The 14968-nt window shown below is 59.4% G+C and carries 13 protein-coding genes and 1 tRNA gene; 8 read left to right on the top strand and 6 right to left on the bottom strand.

What is annotated here, in order from left to right:
• The first annotated feature begins 13 nt into the window (after positions 1 to 13).
• From K3M67_RS05470 to K3M67_RS05455, 4 genes are all read left to right on the top strand, one after another.
• Positions 14 to 964 (top strand): alpha/beta hydrolase, encoded by a 951-nt coding sequence (locus K3M67_RS05470; protein ID WP_285832507.1) that lies wholly within the window; start codon positions 14 to 16, stop codon positions 962 to 964.
• On the top strand, positions 964 to 1767 hold the full coding sequence (locus K3M67_RS05465) for an SDR family NAD(P)-dependent oxidoreductase (protein WP_285832506.1): 804 nt from the start codon (positions 964 to 966) through the stop codon (positions 1765 to 1767). Before K3M67_RS05470 ends, K3M67_RS05465 begins: the two co-directional genes overlap by 1 nt.
• Positions 1768 to 1823: 56 nt before the next feature.
• Positions 1824 to 2594, top strand: coding sequence for an SDR family oxidoreductase (locus tag K3M67_RS05460; RefSeq protein WP_285832505.1), 771 nt, complete (start codon positions 1824 to 1826; stop codon positions 2592 to 2594).
• Positions 2595 to 2816: 222 nt separating this feature from the next.
• Positions 2817 to 3575 (top strand): SDR family NAD(P)-dependent oxidoreductase, encoded by a 759-nt coding sequence (locus tag K3M67_RS05455; protein ID WP_285832504.1) that lies wholly within the window; start codon positions 2817 to 2819, stop codon positions 3573 to 3575.
• Positions 3576 to 3651: 76 nt separating this feature from the next.
• Here K3M67_RS05455 and K3M67_RS05450 read toward each other — a convergent pair whose 3' ends face one another.
• The 4 genes from K3M67_RS05450 to K3M67_RS05435 form a co-directional block, all read right to left on the bottom strand.
• Positions 3652 to 4089 carry a nuclear transport factor 2 family protein gene (locus K3M67_RS05450; RefSeq protein ID WP_285832503.1) on the bottom strand — a complete coding sequence of 146 codons (438 nt, stop codon included), beginning with the start codon at positions 4087 to 4089 and terminating at the stop codon, positions 3652 to 3654.
• Between the two features lie 85 nt (positions 4090 to 4174).
• Complete coding sequence (locus K3M67_RS05445) at positions 4175 to 5440, bottom strand: MFS transporter (protein ID WP_285832502.1); 1266 nt, start codon at positions 5438 to 5440, stop codon at positions 4175 to 4177.
• 308 nt (positions 5441 to 5748) lie between these two features.
• Positions 5749 to 6957, bottom strand: coding sequence for an MFS transporter (locus K3M67_RS05440; RefSeq protein ID WP_285832501.1), 1209 nt, complete (start codon positions 6955 to 6957; stop codon positions 5749 to 5751).
• A 385-nt stretch (positions 6958 to 7342) separates the two neighbouring features.
• A complete protein-coding gene (locus tag K3M67_RS05435) occupies positions 7343 to 8128 on the bottom strand; it encodes a tyrosine-protein phosphatase (protein WP_285832500.1) in 786 nt (261 codons plus the stop codon).
• Between the two features lie 368 nt (positions 8129 to 8496).
• Here K3M67_RS05435 and K3M67_RS05430 point away from each other — a divergent pair, with 368 nt between their 5' ends.
• The gene (locus K3M67_RS05430) at positions 8497 to 9480 is read left to right on the top strand and encodes an FAS1-like dehydratase domain-containing protein (protein WP_285832499.1); all 984 of its coding nucleotides are present in this window, start codon (positions 8497 to 8499) and stop codon (positions 9478 to 9480) included.
• Between the two features lie 199 nt (positions 9481 to 9679).
• Entirely contained in the window at positions 9680 to 10084 is a 405-nt protein-coding gene (locus tag K3M67_RS21935) for a helix-turn-helix transcriptional regulator (protein WP_353051166.1), read from the top strand.
• Here the strand turns inward: K3M67_RS21935 and K3M67_RS05420 are convergent.
• A complete protein-coding gene (locus K3M67_RS05420) occupies positions 10054 to 11490 on the bottom strand; it encodes a tyrosine-type recombinase/integrase (protein WP_285832497.1) in 1437 nt (478 codons plus the stop codon). The genes K3M67_RS21935 and K3M67_RS05420 overlap by 31 nt on opposite strands.
• Positions 11491 to 11745: 255 nt before the next feature.
• Between K3M67_RS05420 and K3M67_RS05415 the strand changes: the two genes are divergently transcribed.
• Positions 11746 to 11821: transfer RNA gene (locus K3M67_RS05415), tRNA-Lys, on the top strand.
• 194 nt (positions 11822 to 12015) lie between these two features.
• Complete coding sequence (locus K3M67_RS05410) at positions 12016 to 13020, top strand: cytochrome-c peroxidase (protein ID WP_285832496.1); 1005 nt, start codon at positions 12016 to 12018, stop codon at positions 13018 to 13020.
• Positions 13021 to 13190: 170 nt separating this feature from the next.
• Here the strand turns inward: K3M67_RS05410 and ettA are convergent, their stop codons facing one another.
• The gene (gene ettA / locus K3M67_RS05405; protein ID WP_066861388.1) at positions 13191 to 14876 is read right to left on the bottom strand and encodes an energy-dependent translational throttle protein EttA; all 1686 of its coding nucleotides are present in this window, start codon (positions 14874 to 14876) and stop codon (positions 13191 to 13193) included.
• Positions 14877 to 14968 lie beyond the last annotated feature (92 nt).

The raw sequence follows: 14968 nt of genomic DNA, 5'->3' as shown, positions 1-14968 counted from the left end.
CGAAAGGTTCCCCATGCACCCTCGCGATGAACTCGATACCCTGCTTACGGCGATCCGCGCCGCACCTGCCATGCCTGCTGGAACCACCCTGCTGGACAAGCGCGGCCTGGTCGAAGCGATGATGGATACCTATCCTATCGCCGCCGACCTCGCATTTGAAGAAACGACCCTCGGCGGCCGGCCCTGCATCCGGACATGGGCGCCCGGCAGCGTCCGTTCGCGCACGGTGCTGCTTCTACACGGCGGCGGTTACACGATGTGTTCTGCAAAAGGCTACCGTGCCCTTGCCGGCGAGATTGCGCGCGCCAGCAGGGCAACTGTGATGATCCTGGATTATCGTCTCGCGCCCGAGCATCCTTTCCCGGCGGCAGTCGATGATGCCCTGGCCGCCTATCGCGAACTTCTCGCCAACGGCACAGATCCGGCCCAACTGGCCTTGTGCGGAGACTCTGCGGGCGGCGGGCTGGTGGCGGCCACCCTGGTAGCGGCGCGCGATGCCGGTCTGGCGCTGCCGGTGGCGGCGGCGATGATTTCCCCCTGGGTCGATCTGGCTATGTCCGGAGATAGTGTCATCCGCAATGGCCCCCATGAACCCATCCTTACCAACGCCAGCTTGAACGAGATGGCAGCGGCCTATCTGGGCGAGCGAACGTCTCCCCGCACACCCCTCGCCTCGCCTCTCTACGCAGATCTTGGTGGCCTGCCGCCGCTGATGATCCAGGTCGGATCGCGCGAAACTTTGCTGGATGACGCTCTTGCCTTTACGGCCCGGGCCGCCGCGGCCGATGTGCGGGTGCGGCTCGAAGTCCGCCCGATGATGTTCCACGGTTTTCACAGCCGCGGAGCCGTGCTTGCCGAAGCTGTCGACACGATCACGTCGGTCGGCGCCTTTCTCGATGCGCGCTTCGACAAAGGACCGGCCTGGGAATGCGATCCGCACAGTAAACTGGGAGAAACCGTGTAATGGAAGAATCAGAGGCCAGCCTGTTCGGATTGCAGGGCAAGAATATCCTCGTGGTCGGCGGGGGAGCAGGCATAGGTGAGCGGACGGCGATCCGCCTTGCCCAGACCGGATGCAATATCTGTATTGTCGACGTATCCGCCGACAACGCCGACGCGATCGTCGCAAAGCTTCGCGCGAACAGGAGTAGAGCAGAGTATGTGGTGGGAGATGTCACGGATCCAGGCGCGATATCGGAGATCGTGACCGCGGCGTGGGACTTGCTGGGGGGCCTGGACGGCTGCGTCACCGTGGTGGGCGCATCACATCAGGTTCCGCTTGCAAAGATGTCGCTCGACTTCTGGCAGCGCGATATCGACCTCAACCTGCGCCACGTCTTTCTGTTGTTCCAGGAAGTCGCCAATCGGCTTATCTCTGCCCGGTGCCCCGGATCGCTCGTCTGCGTGACTTCCGTGAGCGGCTTGCAGGCGGCCCCTGACCATGCCGCATATGGCGCCGCCAAGGCGGCGCTGAAACATCTCGTGAAGTCCATGGCGATCGAGTGGGCGGAATTTGGGATTCGCGTGAACTCGGTAGCACCGGGAACAGTGATCACTCCGCGTGTACCCGACACCCCACAGCGAACTGAGGAGGTCGCGCAAAGCGGCGTCCCGATGCGACGCAGAGGTACCGCGGATGAGGTCGCCAAGGGTATCTTGTTCATGATGTCCGACCTGGCCAGCTATGTGACTGGCCATAACCTGCTGGTGGATGGTGGTTGGATGGCCGCCAATCTCAAGAATCGGCCTGGATGGCGAGGACCTTAAAGCGGACCGCCGCGGGCGGCCGGGGGCGAAGCTGTTGACCAAAGGTATCAAATGCCATGGAACTGGGAATTAGGGATAAAGTGGCAGTGGTAGCGGCTGGAAGCCGAGGCTCCGGCTTTGCCATTGCACGGGAACTCCTCAACGAAGGCGCTCAGGTCCTACTCACCGGAAGAAACGCCGATATAGTCGGCTCGGCGGTCGATGAACTCGCCCAAGTGGGCACCGTTGCGGGCAAAGTCGCCGACATGTCGACTGCGGAGGGCGTCGACGCAATCGTCGAGGAATGCCGTTCAAGGTTCGGGCCGCCCGAGATTCTCGTCGTCAATCCCCGGCGCGTGAGCCATGCGCGATCGCTCGATGACCTTTCAGATGAGGCGCTTCGCGATGCCTTTGAAACCTGGGTGATGAGCCTCGCCTGGTTTGGCCGCCTCGTCTTGCCCGACATGGTGAAAAGGGATTGGGGACGCATCGTGGTTCTCGGTTCTGTCAGCATGAAGGCGCCGCACCTCCACGATCCGATGTATGCGCAAAATTTGCGCAGCAGCGCGGCATCGTTCGTCAAAACACTCGCCCACGAATATGGCCGCTCGGGCATCACCGCCAACTGCATTGCGCTGGGTCCAATCCGGACCGCCGCTCAAAGCAGTTACATGGAAGGTGCGGGAGCCTATACCGAATCCAGCCTGCTCGACAGCACCGCGTTGAAGCGCTGGGGAACGCCGGAAGAAGTCGCCGCGCTGACAGCCTTCCTGTGTTCCGACCGGGCTGGCTATATTACCGGGGAAACAATCCGGATCGACGGCAATTACTCGCACAACCTGTTCTGACAGCCATTACGGAAACGCTGCGCGCTTGCACAACGCAGCGCTCCGGGGAGAGCGGAAAGCTTCTGATCGCCTGAATGCGCCCCACTAACGAGCGCGGCCCGGCGCAGGAATGGATGCATAGGGCCAACCAGTCCGCCATTTCCGCCCGGATGTCTGGAGAACAGGTCGGCCGAGCAGCCGCCGTGCATAGCGAAGCTGGCCTTCAGGGGAGGAGCATTACGAATGGCACATATCATATTGGAAAACAGCCTGATCGTCATTACGGGGGCCGGCAGCGGCATCGGACGCGGTATGGCGCTGGGTCTCGCGGCCTGCGGCGCGACGATCGTTGCAGCCGATATTTCCCTTGAAGGAGCCGAGGGCACGGCCGCGCAAATCGCTGCCGCCGGCGGGTCAGCTTTTCCCGTACGTCTCGATGTCACCGATCTCGCCGAGTGCCGTCACGCGGCCGCGCACATACAAGAGGCGATGGGCTCCTGCCGCGCCCTGATCAATTCCGCGGGCATCAGCCGCCGCGTGACAGTGGACGATCCGGAAGTGAGGACTGCCTGGGACGAATGTCTTGCGGTCAACGCAACGGGGAGCTTCAACATGGCTCTGGCCTTCCTAGATCAGCTGCGTATCACCAAGGGGAGCATCATCAATATCGCTTCGATAGCCGGAGTGGTCACGACGCGCACATTTCCGGGGTATAATGCCTCGAAGGCAGCGGTTATCGGGCTGACCCGTTCGCTGGCGCAGAAATTGGCGAAAGACGGTGTCCGGGTTGACGCGATCCTGCCCGGCGCGATTACCACGCCGATGACGACAGCCTTGCGCGCCGACCCCGAAGCGGTCGACTACTTCATACGCCGAACGCCGATGGGACGTTTCGGTAAACCCGAGGATCTTGTCGGGCCGGCTGCTTTCCTTGCGTCAGACCTGTCGGCCTACGTCACGGGAACCACATTGGCGGTCGATGGCGGGCTGCTGGCCGAATAATGAGCAGGAGGGGGCATCTTCCTCTCTTTCGCCGCGCCGCCTTTGAGCAGCGCGGCATGTTTTCCGTCCGAGCGGCCTATTTCGGGCGCGTGAGGTTCGCGACAGCCGACCTGCCCGCAATTACCGACAGACGGCGCTTGCCGAATTTCCATCGACCTGCATCCTTCACAACCTCATCGCAATACTCGCCGAGCATATAGGGAGCTTCCACTCCGCCATCAGTGATGTCGTAACAGCAGACATACGCCCTCAGCTGTGCCCTGTCGTCCTGCTCTACTTCGTCAACCACAATGTTGTTGAGCCAATGCTGTCGCTTCTGCGGCATGGTTTTCGCCTTTACGATGTACGCCAGGAGTTCGTCCTTGCCTTTGCACAGAAAGTTTCCGTTAACCTGGATGGACCCCTCTTCGGTAAACAAGTCGGCCCAAGCCTCTTCGTCCCGATGATCGGCCGCATGGTTGTAGCGCGACGCCAGTTCCAAAATTTCGATCCGGTCTTCGTGAGACAGCTTCATTTTTCTGCTCCTTTCATGCGATGATCGATTTGGCCACTCGCGCCCACCCTTGACAGATTGCTTGCCAGTCGATGGCACTCGCCACTTATACAGCACAAGATTTCGGTCCGAACTCCCCCGGATATCGACCAAGCGTTCCGACAAGCAGCGCGGAACCGACAAACATGAAAATCGTCAAAGAGAGAAACTCAACATAAGTGCCCGACAAATCGAACAGCAATCCCGCCAAGGTCGGGCCTATTCCTGCGGCAAGCGCGACCAACGCGATCAGTCCGCCAAAAAGCGTACCATAGTTCTTCAGCCCGAAGTATCGGCCAGTTAGATAGGCCAGGATGTCTAGCTCCGCTCCAAGGGCCACTCCGTAGACGAATGCTGAAGCAGTGGCGGTAAGGGACAGGTTCCCTTCGTGGAGCAACAAAATCAATGATGCTCCAACCGGCACGAGGAACGCGATGAACCCTACCTGCGGGCCATGAAACCTGTCCAGCAGGAAGCCCGTACCCAACCGACCGATAATCGAGCCAAGACCAATCATTCCTGCGGCCGCAGCCGCATCCACCTGCCGCATGCCGAGCGAGCCAAGCAGAGGAACAAAATGGACTTGCGTACCTGTCATGGCCGCCGTCATCAAAAACGCAATGACCGCGAGCTGGAGATAGCGCCGCGACATTATCGCCTGCCGCGCCTCCATTCCCGCAAGTCCGCCTGCCGCGTTGGTTCTGCTGGCAGAGGATGCCTTCTTGTCAAAGAACAGGAACAGAAGCGGGAGATTCAAGATCGCAAGGCCCACGCCAAGCGCGACATAGGCTCCACGCCAGCCAATGCCTTCGATCAGCATGGCCGTAACAATTGGCGTAATTGAAGCTGCAAGACCTCCTCCTGTCATAGTCAGTGCAAGAGCGATGCCGCGCTGGCTAATGAAGGACTTCGAGACAGCGGCTACCCAGACGGTCGGCTTGGTAAAGGCTGTACCACAAGCGATGACCAGCCAGAGCGCCCACCAATGGAAAATCCATGACGATACTGTCGCGAGCAACGCTAGTGCCACGCAGTAGATCGTGATGCCCGGAATTGCGATACGCCGAGATCCGAACACATCGATGAGGCGGCCGACGAAGGGGGCGGCGATCGCTGTCAGCACCGCGCTAAGCAGCATTCCGCCGCTGATTGAAGCTCGCGACCAGCCGAATTCTTCCTGAAGCGGAGAAATGAACAGGCCCAAGCTGAATGAGTAAACCGTTGCGGACGCGTACGCGATCATCGCCACCAGAACGAGGAGCCATCCCGTCCGCCACTCCCCTGCTCCGGATGGATGCCTGGAACTCTCGCCAGCCGGCGCCTCTACCGTCATCCCTGCTCCTCCCAGCTATTGTCACTGTCCGAGCGAGCGGTTTCTCAAAACGACCACTCAACCCACCAGTCATATGAATGAGACTTCACCCACTGTCCAACATTCAATTTTGTTGAGAACAGGTCCAACCCCCGCTTCAGCATCCCCGGTCTCGCACAGCGGGCACCGCGTTCGATTTCGAGTCCATATCAGCTTGGGAGTCGCCGCAAAAACCCGAGACCCTACTAAATTCTTCCTCCGGCCAACGGCATGAGCCACCCGGCATTTTCTGGCCTGCCATGGCCGATGCTCGTGCTAAACGGCATACTCTACTGGGCCACAGACGGGATCGCTCCGACAGACCGGCGCAAAGCAAAGGCCGCCACGATTAAGGCGGCGCCTGAAAGAGATAAGGTCAGCTCAAGTCCTATCCAGGTAGCAACCCAAGCCCAAAGAGCACTCCCAAGGGCCAATCCCGAGAAAGTTGCAAGATGGTATATTGAAAGTGCACGCCCAACAAATTGGGCCAACGAAGCCATCTGCAATGTATAATTCAACGTGCTTAGGGCAAGAACCCAACCAAACCCCGCAACAAATAGAGCTCCATATATAATTGGTGGGATCGCATGGAAGCTCAGCGGAACCGTACATAGTGCCATCGCCCCCATGCACCCGGCCAATAGCAATGCACCCGAGAAGACACCGCGCAAGCGCGTCCCCAAAAGGCCTCCCAGCACAGACCCCGAACCGAACAGGCTGAGAGCCAGCGCATAGCTGTCGAGATTGGTGCCGAGCAACGAGCGCGAAATTAAGGGAAGAAAGGACATATATACTGACACGTTGAACGAGAACACGAAGGCATGTGCCACAATCGATACGAGCGACCGATCGGAGCCGACGTAGCGTAGCCCCTCCTTGATGGACCTTAACAATGGGCTTCCTGCTGTTGCGGGACTGTTCCAAGGATGCGCTATCAAGACCACCGCAAGCAAAAAGTAACTTAGCGCATTAAAAAGGAACGCAGCCCGAACGCCACCTATGGCCATGAGCATCCCCCCCAATGCCGGGGCCACGCAGCGTGCCGCATTTACAATGATGGCATTAAGGCCGACGGCAGCCGCGAGATCTTCCTTTGGCAGTAATTCATGGATCGAGGTTTGCCAAGCTGGCAGAAATAACACGTTCGCAGCGCCAAGCAGGAATGTAAACGCGAGCAAGACAAACGGGTCGACGGCGCCGCGGGTGACAGCAAGAAGAAGGAGCATCGCGACGGTCAAGGCGAAGATCTGCGAAACCAGGATCAGCTTGCGCCGGCCCATCGAGTCGGTAAGCGCGCCGGCGAGCAGTCCGAAAGCCACTGCCGGCAGGTTCGCGGCGGTCTGGACAAATGGAACCATCACGGACGAGCCCATGTCCAGCATCATCCAACTGGCGGCCATGATCTGTACGATGTTGCCGAAACTCGACGACATTACAGCTATCCAGAGCCATCGATACGCGCGGTGCCGTAACGGCGAAAAGGTCGCCTGCAACGACATCAGGAAGGGCCCCCGCCCACTATTGGCGAACCAAATTTCACGCTCCTCGATCGCAGCACCCTCTCCCGTATGCCCAAGAGTCGGGCAACCACATCGATCTGCATATCCACTACAGCCCCCTTACGAACCAAATTCAGCCATACGGATGGTTGAATGGTTTCGCCAAGACAAATTATGAGGGTAGGATTACAATCGCGACCATAACTCGCAATCGCGCCTGAGTTCTCCATTCAGCCACCGACCGTCCGAAAGCCTCGTTTCGGTCGGCATCGTCGATCACCGCATAGATGATGCTGCTCCCGAGGGCACAAAACCCGACATGGACAGACCGGTGCTAGTCGCTTCTGTCGGCTCCCTTTCGGAACACCTGGCAGGCTACGTATATCTATTCGATCAGAAAGCGCTTGAGGGCGCCGACATTTTCAGCGCTTAGCCCCAGACGTCGTTTGGCGTAACTTCGGAGAGAACCGTAATTGGCATCGATCGCATTGAGGCATGTGAGGATGTAATCGGGTTCAGAGGCAAGAACGGCTTGCAGAGCATCGGGCTGCACTCTGCGCACCAGACCGAGATAGGGGCTGTCAAGGCGCCCCTCATTTTCGGCGCGCTCTGCCTCTTTGTGGAACAACCCAGGGAAGTCAAAGACCTTTGCTGACAGAGCAAAATTCTCGACGATAGTGTCTTGCGATGCGCCAATAAGGCCCATCACGATCGCGATCGCCGCGCCGGTGCGATCCTTCCCCGCTGTGCAGGCAAGAATTGCAGGCCCCTCCCCCGCCGCTAACGCCTTGATTGCTTGGGAGTAACGATCGGCATGCCGCTCAGCGATGTTACGGTAGAGATCAAACATAGCTTCACGGGCATCGCTGACCGTCGAATCAATACCCAGTCTAAGTGCAGTCACATCACCACTCGAAGACGCCCCCCAATCAGCAAGGCGCGCGCCTTGCGGCAACCACAGGTAAGGCTCCAATGTTTGCTCTGCCGGCCCCCTGAAATCACAAACCAACCGGATTCCAAGCCTGTCTACAGCGGCCCGGTCCTCGACGGTCAAATGGCTGAGGCGCCCGGACCGGAACACAATGCCACGGCGAATTACTCCTCCATTGACGGGTTGTCCTCCGATATCTCGGAAGTTTACGCCACCGGCAAGAGGGAGAACGCCTGTCATGATAAGCTCTGCGAACGAGGTCCGATCCGGCATGCGAACCAAACATGCCTCCCTTTCCAGGCCATTAGGGTGGACGCTTTATTTGTCATAACGTTGATATATCCAAGGCATTGCGTCGAGACGGTCGGCTCGATTGTAAACGATCATCGAGGCAAATCAACCATACCGTCAGTGGAATCGACTGCAGCGGTAGGAGACACAGCGGAAAGCAAACTGCCGACAAATTCCCAAACTTGGCTTTTTCAACCCTCCAAACTTGGGCTATCCCCCGGGCACTATCGCGTGTCTCCTGGTTTGCATTGAAATCCCCATGCTTGATCCGGCTAAGGGATTAAGCCAAACTCCCCATATAGTTGGTGGAGAAATGCATGACGGACGCTCAAAAAGCGCCATACGCTCTCAGGTTGGGACGTTACGACGAAGGCGCGGGAATGGTTGGCATCGAGCGTGAACGCAAAGCCGAAATTCCGGTTTCTGCGGAGCTAGGACGGCTCTTTTGCAGCAGCATCGAGGACGGCAACCCGAGTTATTGGGACGAAACCTTTGCAAAATCGACCTGGGGTTCTCTGATCGCCCCTCCCGCTATGCTTTTTGCCTTTGGTCAGCCCTTGGCATGGTCTCCCGGCACCCGGGAGCGGCTACCGCAGCTCGCCATTCTCGTCCCGTTACCTGGCAACCAGATCATCAATAGCCGGCATCAGGTCACATATCTTGCACCCCTTCGGGTCGGGAGCCGTCTCTCCATCTGGGAACGCCTCGATCAAATCAGCGAGGAGAAGCAATCACATCTCGGCAAGGGACATTTCGTCACCGTGAGATTGATCTTCTCTGACGAGAGTGGCGAGGCGATCGCGGAAATCTCCAACACCTCCTTCCGTTTCACAGCGGATCAGGAATCCGGTCCAGCGGCTGCTGCTGTGCAACGAATCGAAGTGCCCTCGTCGCCCGCTGAAGATAGGATATCGATACCCGACATCATGTTCAAAGTTTCCAAGTACAAGGCCGCACTGGGGTCCATGGTCTCATTGGATCAGTACCCAGCGCACTATGATCTCGAATACGCCCGCGCGATAGGCCTGCAGGCGATTTCTCTCAACACGATGCAGATCATGGGGCTTTTCGCCCGCTTCGCGACGGAATGGGCCGGCCCGGACTCGTTCCTGATAGAGAATGATCTCCATCTTGCGCGACCTGCATACGAAGGCCTCCTGCGGGTGTCCGGCGGAGTGATATCACCTGGCACGGTGAATAGCCGAGACAACGGAAAGCTAGTCAGGATACGCGCCCAAATTACCGACGCGCAGGGAGCCCGGGTCGCGAGCGCCAATCTCTTGATACGCGCCAAGCACTAAAAAAGAAGCGGCGATGCCGTTCGCAATGCTGGCTGCCCCCCGGCGCCAACGTCAGCCTCCTGCTTGCAAAAGGGCAATGTGACGATTGCATCGATGGAGAGAAACGTGGAGGCAACTCCCAGACAACCATCTGAGAATTGACGGGTATTGGCGTCTGTCACCTGCCTGGGTTCGCAAAACCTCTCGCACCGACAGGCTGATGATCTTGCCGAGGCTGAAACCAAGGGAAATTTCCCACAATTGGTCGCGCCCTGGCTCAATCCGTGACGGGGCTCCTTTGAGGGTGATCACCGGCTTGAGGTTGTATAGTCGATCTGCGCCACACGGGTTGCAAATTCGAGGTAGTTTCGGCAGAATAAGCCGGTGGCGGGCAGACCTCTTTAGGTCGTGCCAAATGCAAAGTGACGAGCGCATTCTTAGGATTGCCGAGGTCCTGCAAAGGACTGGGCTAAGCCGGGCCACTGTTTATCGGAAAATCGCGAAGGGTACCTTCCCAAAGCAGCTCCCCCTGAGCGACAACGCTTCAGGCTGGCATGCGTCGGAGGTATCTCGTTGGATTGCAAATCCGATGGCTTACAGAACAGTTGCAGAAGCCTCGGGGTGAAGGGGAGCGCCATTGAGCCGGGGAGCAGAGGACTGTTGCCGCTTCCGACTCCGCTTTGGCTTGGCTTTCAAAACCTCTGCATCCAGTAGATCGGCCCAAGCCGCCAGGGCCTGTTTCCGAGGCTCGTAAAGCTCGGACCGATTATAGATCCGCATTATTTTAGATCGAGTCGCTGTCGCCATGTGGTTGAGGATCCGATCGGCTACCGCCGCGTCGATTCCGAGCCGCTCGCACGCATGGGTGTTGAAGGTGGTTCTCAAGTCATGGAGCACCCAATGCGGCATATCCTCGGCATCCACGCCCTCCTCTATGGCTACCTTTTTCCTCGCTTGCGCGATAATGTCGTCCAGACGTTTACGCGCTTTGCTGAAGCCGGAGACCGAGGTTTCAGCTGTGGTCGTGAAAACGAAGGGCGAGTCCTTTGGGCGCTCCGGATCGTTGATCGCAGCTTTGATGATCGATCGAGAAAGGGCGGACAGAGGAACGCGCAGCGCATTCTTCTTCTTCGTGCGGTCACCAGGAAGAACCCACTCCGCACCTTGGGGTCGTTTGTCGTCGCCAAGCGTAAGCTCAGCAACCTTCATGGCCGCGACCTCCTCCCGCCGCATTGGAAGCGTGATCAGAAGCCGGATTAACGGTCCAAACGGATACTCTAACTTACCGCTCGCGGCCCAGATTTCCGTCAACTCTGGAAGCGAATGGTAGCGGTCCCTTTCATTCTCGGAAGATGGCTTCTTGATGGTCTCGGCAACGTTGCTATCCACTAGCTCCTCGTCGACGCACCAGCTGAGGAAGGTTTTCAAGTAGGACAACTGGCGATTGGCAGAGATCGGCGCGACCTTTGCCCTGTCGCGAATACGCTGAGCGAGATCCGCCCGCGTAAGCGAGCGGATGGGCTGATTCTTCAACTCCTTCAAAATGCCTTCTCGGCCGTCTAGAGCACGTCGTACCCCTGATCCGCGCTCCAGAAGCGCAAGCTTGTTCGTTTCGTAAAGATCGAGAGCATCAGTAACCGAGGTTGAAAGCGCAATGTCCTCGACAGCCGATTCGTTAGTGCTTGCCTCATCCCCCTCTGCAGCGGAGCCGGCCATGGGATCGATTCCCGCTCGAATTGCCTCCTTCCACGTTGCGGCCGTGGCTCGCGCCATTTGAAGCGTCATGCCCGCTTCAGCACGTTGATATTGTCCGATGACCCTGCGTGTGGGCTGCTTGGAAGGAGGAAAGCGCGCCGCGAGGATAAAGGAGATATTTGCAGCCCTGCCCTTGTACCGGCCGTCGGGGACGATTTTGCTGCCGACCCTCACCCGCAAACCGCCGACCAGCGTATCGGCCACCTCATATTGCGGGGCATCCGAGGCGGGCTTCAGATTGTCCAGCCACCGGGGGGTAAATTCGAAGCGTTCCATGAGTAAGAAGCTCGCATGGGGACGATTTTCGGGCAAGAGTTTTTGGCCACACTTTTGGCCACACATTCGCTGCGCTTGGGTGAGATGGCTGGCAATGGCATGATCCAACGCCTGGAACTTTCATGATGTTTTATAACGCTTTAGTGAGACACGGTGAGACGAGTGCCGTCAAACCGCAATAATCCGGTTTACACCCTCAAAACCAAGTGCTAGCAGGCCTTCAACGCACGCAAATCTGCGGATTTCGGTCGTTTTGGACACATAGCTCAGTTGGTAGAGCAGCTGACTCTTAATCAGCGGGTCCTAGGTTCGAGCCCTAGTGCGTCCACCAAATTTTCCTGTCATTTTCCTCCCATGCGGCGCAAAGCTCTCGCGTCGGGTGACAGCGCATTTCGGTGATCCGGCTATCGAAGGGGATGCCGCGATCCTGCACTGCTTTTTCCACGCTGCAATGACCGCCCTCCTTTACGTCTCCCTGCGGATCGGCCAGCCTCCGTTCGTCTTGCGCGGCGAAGGGAAAAGGCCATGCGGGTTGGCATAGCGGCAATCATCGGGGCGACGGCGTTGCTGGCGACCGGCGTGATGGCGACCGGGCCGGACTGGCAATGGCAGGACCTGCCCGCCGGCGTGGCTGCTCCCGTCCTCCCGGCCGACAACCCCATGAGCGCCGCCAAGGTCGCGCTGGGGCGCCGCCTCTTCTACGATCGCGCCCTGTCGCGAGACGGCAGCATGGCCTGCGCCGATTGCCACCAGCAGGCGCGCGGCTTCAGCGATGGCCTGCCCACCCATGCCGGGGTCACCGGCGACATGGGTGTCCGCAACGTGCCGGGCCTCGCCAATGTCGCCTGGCGCTCCGGCTTCACCTGGACCGAGGCCGGCATTACCACGCTGGAGGCGCAGGCGATGGTGCCGATGACCGGCACCAGGCCGGTCGAGATGGGCATGGCCGGCATCGACGCCGAACTGGGGCAGCGCCTTGACGCCGATCCCTGCTATCGCCGCCTGTTCGTCCGCGCCTTCCCCACTGCGCAGGGCGGCGCGACCTATGCGAAGGTGACGGCGGCGTTGGGCGCATTCCAGCGGACGATGATCTCCTTCGGCAGCGCGCATGACCGGGGCGCACTTTCACCGCTCGCCCGCAAGGGCGCCACGCAATTCGCGGCGTCCGGCTGCGCCTCCTGCCATGGCGGCGCAGATTTCACCGACGGCAAGGTTCATTATGTCGGCACGGCCGCGCCCGGTGAAATCGACAGCAGCGCTTATGGCGGCAAGCCTCCCCCGCCCGGCTTCGAGCCGCCGCCCGAACGCTTCCGCACGCCCTCGCTCCGCAACGTCGCGGTGACGGGGCCGTGGCTGCACGACGGCCAGAGCCGGAGCATCGAAGCGGCGATTCGGCGCCATGCCGCTGCCCAGCTGGTGGGCATCGACATGCCGGCGCTGCTCGCTTTCCTCGATTCGCTGACCGATCGCCCGTTCCTGGAGAATAGGGCGCTCGGGCGGCCGGCGGATGCCTGCCCGGCCGCGACCTGACCAAAAAAAAGGCCGATCCAAAAAGGACCGGCCTGGAAAGTTTTAGGAGAGGATGCCTGAAAGGCCCGCTCTCTATGAAATGTTAGCGCCACCATCGCAAGTGCGAAAACGCCGTTCGCGGTTGCAAAGATTGCAATCCGGTTACCCCGCCTGCAACGGATCGCGCCCCATCAACGCGTCAGCTTCTTGTAGGCGAGACGCGTCGGACGATCGGCCGCATCGCCCAGGCGGCGGCGCTTGTCTTCTTCATAGGCCTCGAAATTGCCCTCGAACCATTCGACATGGCTGTCGCCTTCGAAGGCGAGAATGTGGGTGGCCAGTCGATCGAGGAAGAAGCGGTCGTGGCTGATAACCACGGCGCAGCCCGCGAAATTCTCAATCGCTTCTTCCAGCGCGCCCAGCGTTTCGACGTCGAGGTCGTTGGTCGGTTCGTCGAGCAGCAGCACATTGCCGCCCCGCTTCAGCATCTTGGCGATGTGGACGCGGTTGCGTTCACCGCCCGACAGCTTGCCGACATTCTTCTGCTGATCCTGGCCCTTGAAGTTGAAGGCGCCGACATAGGCGCGGGTCGACATGTCATGGCCGTTGACCTTGACGTAATCGAGGCCGTCGGAGACTTCCTCCCAGACGTTCTTGGTCGGGTCGAGATGGTCGCGGCTTTGGTCGACATAGCCCAGGCGCACGGTGGACCCGATGTCGATCTCGCCCGAATCGGGAGTTTCCTGCCCGGTGATGATGCGGAACAGGGTCGACTTGCCCGCGCCGTTCGGCCCGATCACGCCGACGATGCCGCCCGGCGGCAGCAGGAAGGACAGGTTTTCGAACAGCAGCTTGTCGCCATAGGCCTTGCTGATATTCTTTGCCTCGATCACCTTTCCGCCCAGACGCTCGGGCACCTGGATGACGATCTGGGCCTTGCCGGGGGTGCGGTTGTTCTGGCTGGCGACCAGTTCCTCGAACTTCTTGATGCGCGCCTTGGACTTGGTCTGGCGGCCCTTGACGCCAGCCCTGATCCATTCCAGCTCATCGTTGATCGCCTTCTGGCGGCCGGTGGCTTCGCGGTCCTCCTGCTCCAGACGCTTGGACTTCTTCTCCAGATAGGTGGAGTAGTTGCCTTCATAGGGGAAATATTTGCCCCGATCGAGTTCCAGGATCCAGCCGACGACATTGTCGAGGAAATAGCGGTCGTGGGTGATCATCAGCACCGCGCCGGCATATTCCTTGAGGTGATTTTCCAGCCAGGTGACGCTTTCGGCGTCGAGATGGTTGGTCGGTTCGTCGAGCAGCAGGATGTCCGGCTTCTGGATCAGCAGGCGGGTGAGCGCGATACGACGCTTTTCACCACCCGACAGATTTTCCACCGACCAGTCCGACGGCGGGCAGCGCAGCGCCTCCATCGCGATTTCCAGCTGGTTGTCGAGCGTCCAGCCGTCGACCGCGTCGATCTGTTCCTGCAACGTGCCCATTTCCTCCATCAGGGCGTCGAAATCGACATCCTCCGGCGGATCGGCCATGATCATGCTGATCTCGTTGAAACGGTCCATCTTGTCCGCGATTTCGCGCGCGCCGTCCTTGACGTTTTCCAGGACATTCTTGGTCGGGTCGAGCTGCGGCTCCTGCGGCAGATAGCCGACTGTGATATTCTCGCCCGGCCAGGCTTCGCCCGAAAAATCGGTATCGATGCCGGCCATGATCTTCATCAGGGTCGATTTGCCCGCACCGTTGGGGCCGACGATGCCGATCTTGGCGCCGCGGTAGAATTGCAGGTTGATCTGGTTGAGCACCGGCTTCGCCGCACCGGCGAAGCTCTTGGTCATGCTCTTCATGACATAGGCATATTGCGAGGAAGCGGACATGGGTTCGCGCAGCTCCGAAAGAACAGATAGGGAAATCCGCGTCGGGTTAGCGGAGGCGGACCATATTGGCAAATGGCGGATGGCTCGTTACG

Origin of the sequence: Sphingobium sp. V4, from assembly GCF_029590555.1 — a bacterium.
GTDB lineage: Bacteria > Pseudomonadota > Alphaproteobacteria > Sphingomonadales > Sphingomonadaceae > Sphingobium.
The sequence above is the reverse complement of the archived record's forward strand: the minus strand, read 5'-3'. Positions and strand labels throughout refer to the sequence as shown.

Coding starts and splice junctions, on each gene's coding strand:
- K3M67_RS05470 (WP_285832507.1), top strand. CDS start 14: ATGCACCCTCGCGATGAACTCGATACCCTGCTTACGGCGATCCGCGCC.
- K3M67_RS05465 (WP_285832506.1), top strand. CDS start 964: ATGGAAGAATCAGAGGCCAGCCTGTTCGGATTGCAGGGCAAGAATATC.
- K3M67_RS05460 (WP_285832505.1), top strand. CDS start 1,824: ATGGAACTGGGAATTAGGGATAAAGTGGCAGTGGTAGCGGCTGGAAGC.
- K3M67_RS05455 (WP_285832504.1), top strand. CDS start 2,817: ATGGCACATATCATATTGGAAAACAGCCTGATCGTCATTACGGGGGCC.
- K3M67_RS05450 (WP_285832503.1), bottom strand. CDS start 4,089: ATGAAGCTGTCTCACGAAGACCGGATCGAAATTTTGGAACTGGCGTCG.
- K3M67_RS05445 (WP_285832502.1), bottom strand. CDS start 5,440: ATGACGGTAGAGGCGCCGGCTGGCGAGAGTTCCAGGCATCCATCCGGA.
- K3M67_RS05440 (WP_285832501.1), bottom strand. CDS start 6,957: ATGTCGTTGCAGGCGACCTTTTCGCCGTTACGGCACCGCGCGTATCGA.
- K3M67_RS05435 (WP_285832500.1), bottom strand. CDS start 8,128: ATGACAGGCGTTCTCCCTCTTGCCGGTGGCGTAAACTTCCGAGATATC.
- K3M67_RS05430 (WP_285832499.1), top strand. CDS start 8,497: ATGACGGACGCTCAAAAAGCGCCATACGCTCTCAGGTTGGGACGTTAC.
- K3M67_RS21935 (WP_353051166.1), top strand. CDS start 9,680: ATGATCTTGCCGAGGCTGAAACCAAGGGAAATTTCCCACAATTGGTCG.
- K3M67_RS05420 (WP_285832497.1), bottom strand. CDS start 11,490: ATGGAACGCTTCGAATTTACCCCCCGGTGGCTGGACAATCTGAAGCCC.
- K3M67_RS05410 (WP_285832496.1), top strand. CDS start 12,016: ATGCGGGTTGGCATAGCGGCAATCATCGGGGCGACGGCGTTGCTGGCG.
- ettA (WP_066861388.1), bottom strand. CDS start 14,876: ATGTCCGCTTCCTCGCAATATGCCTATGTCATGAAGAGCATGACCAAG.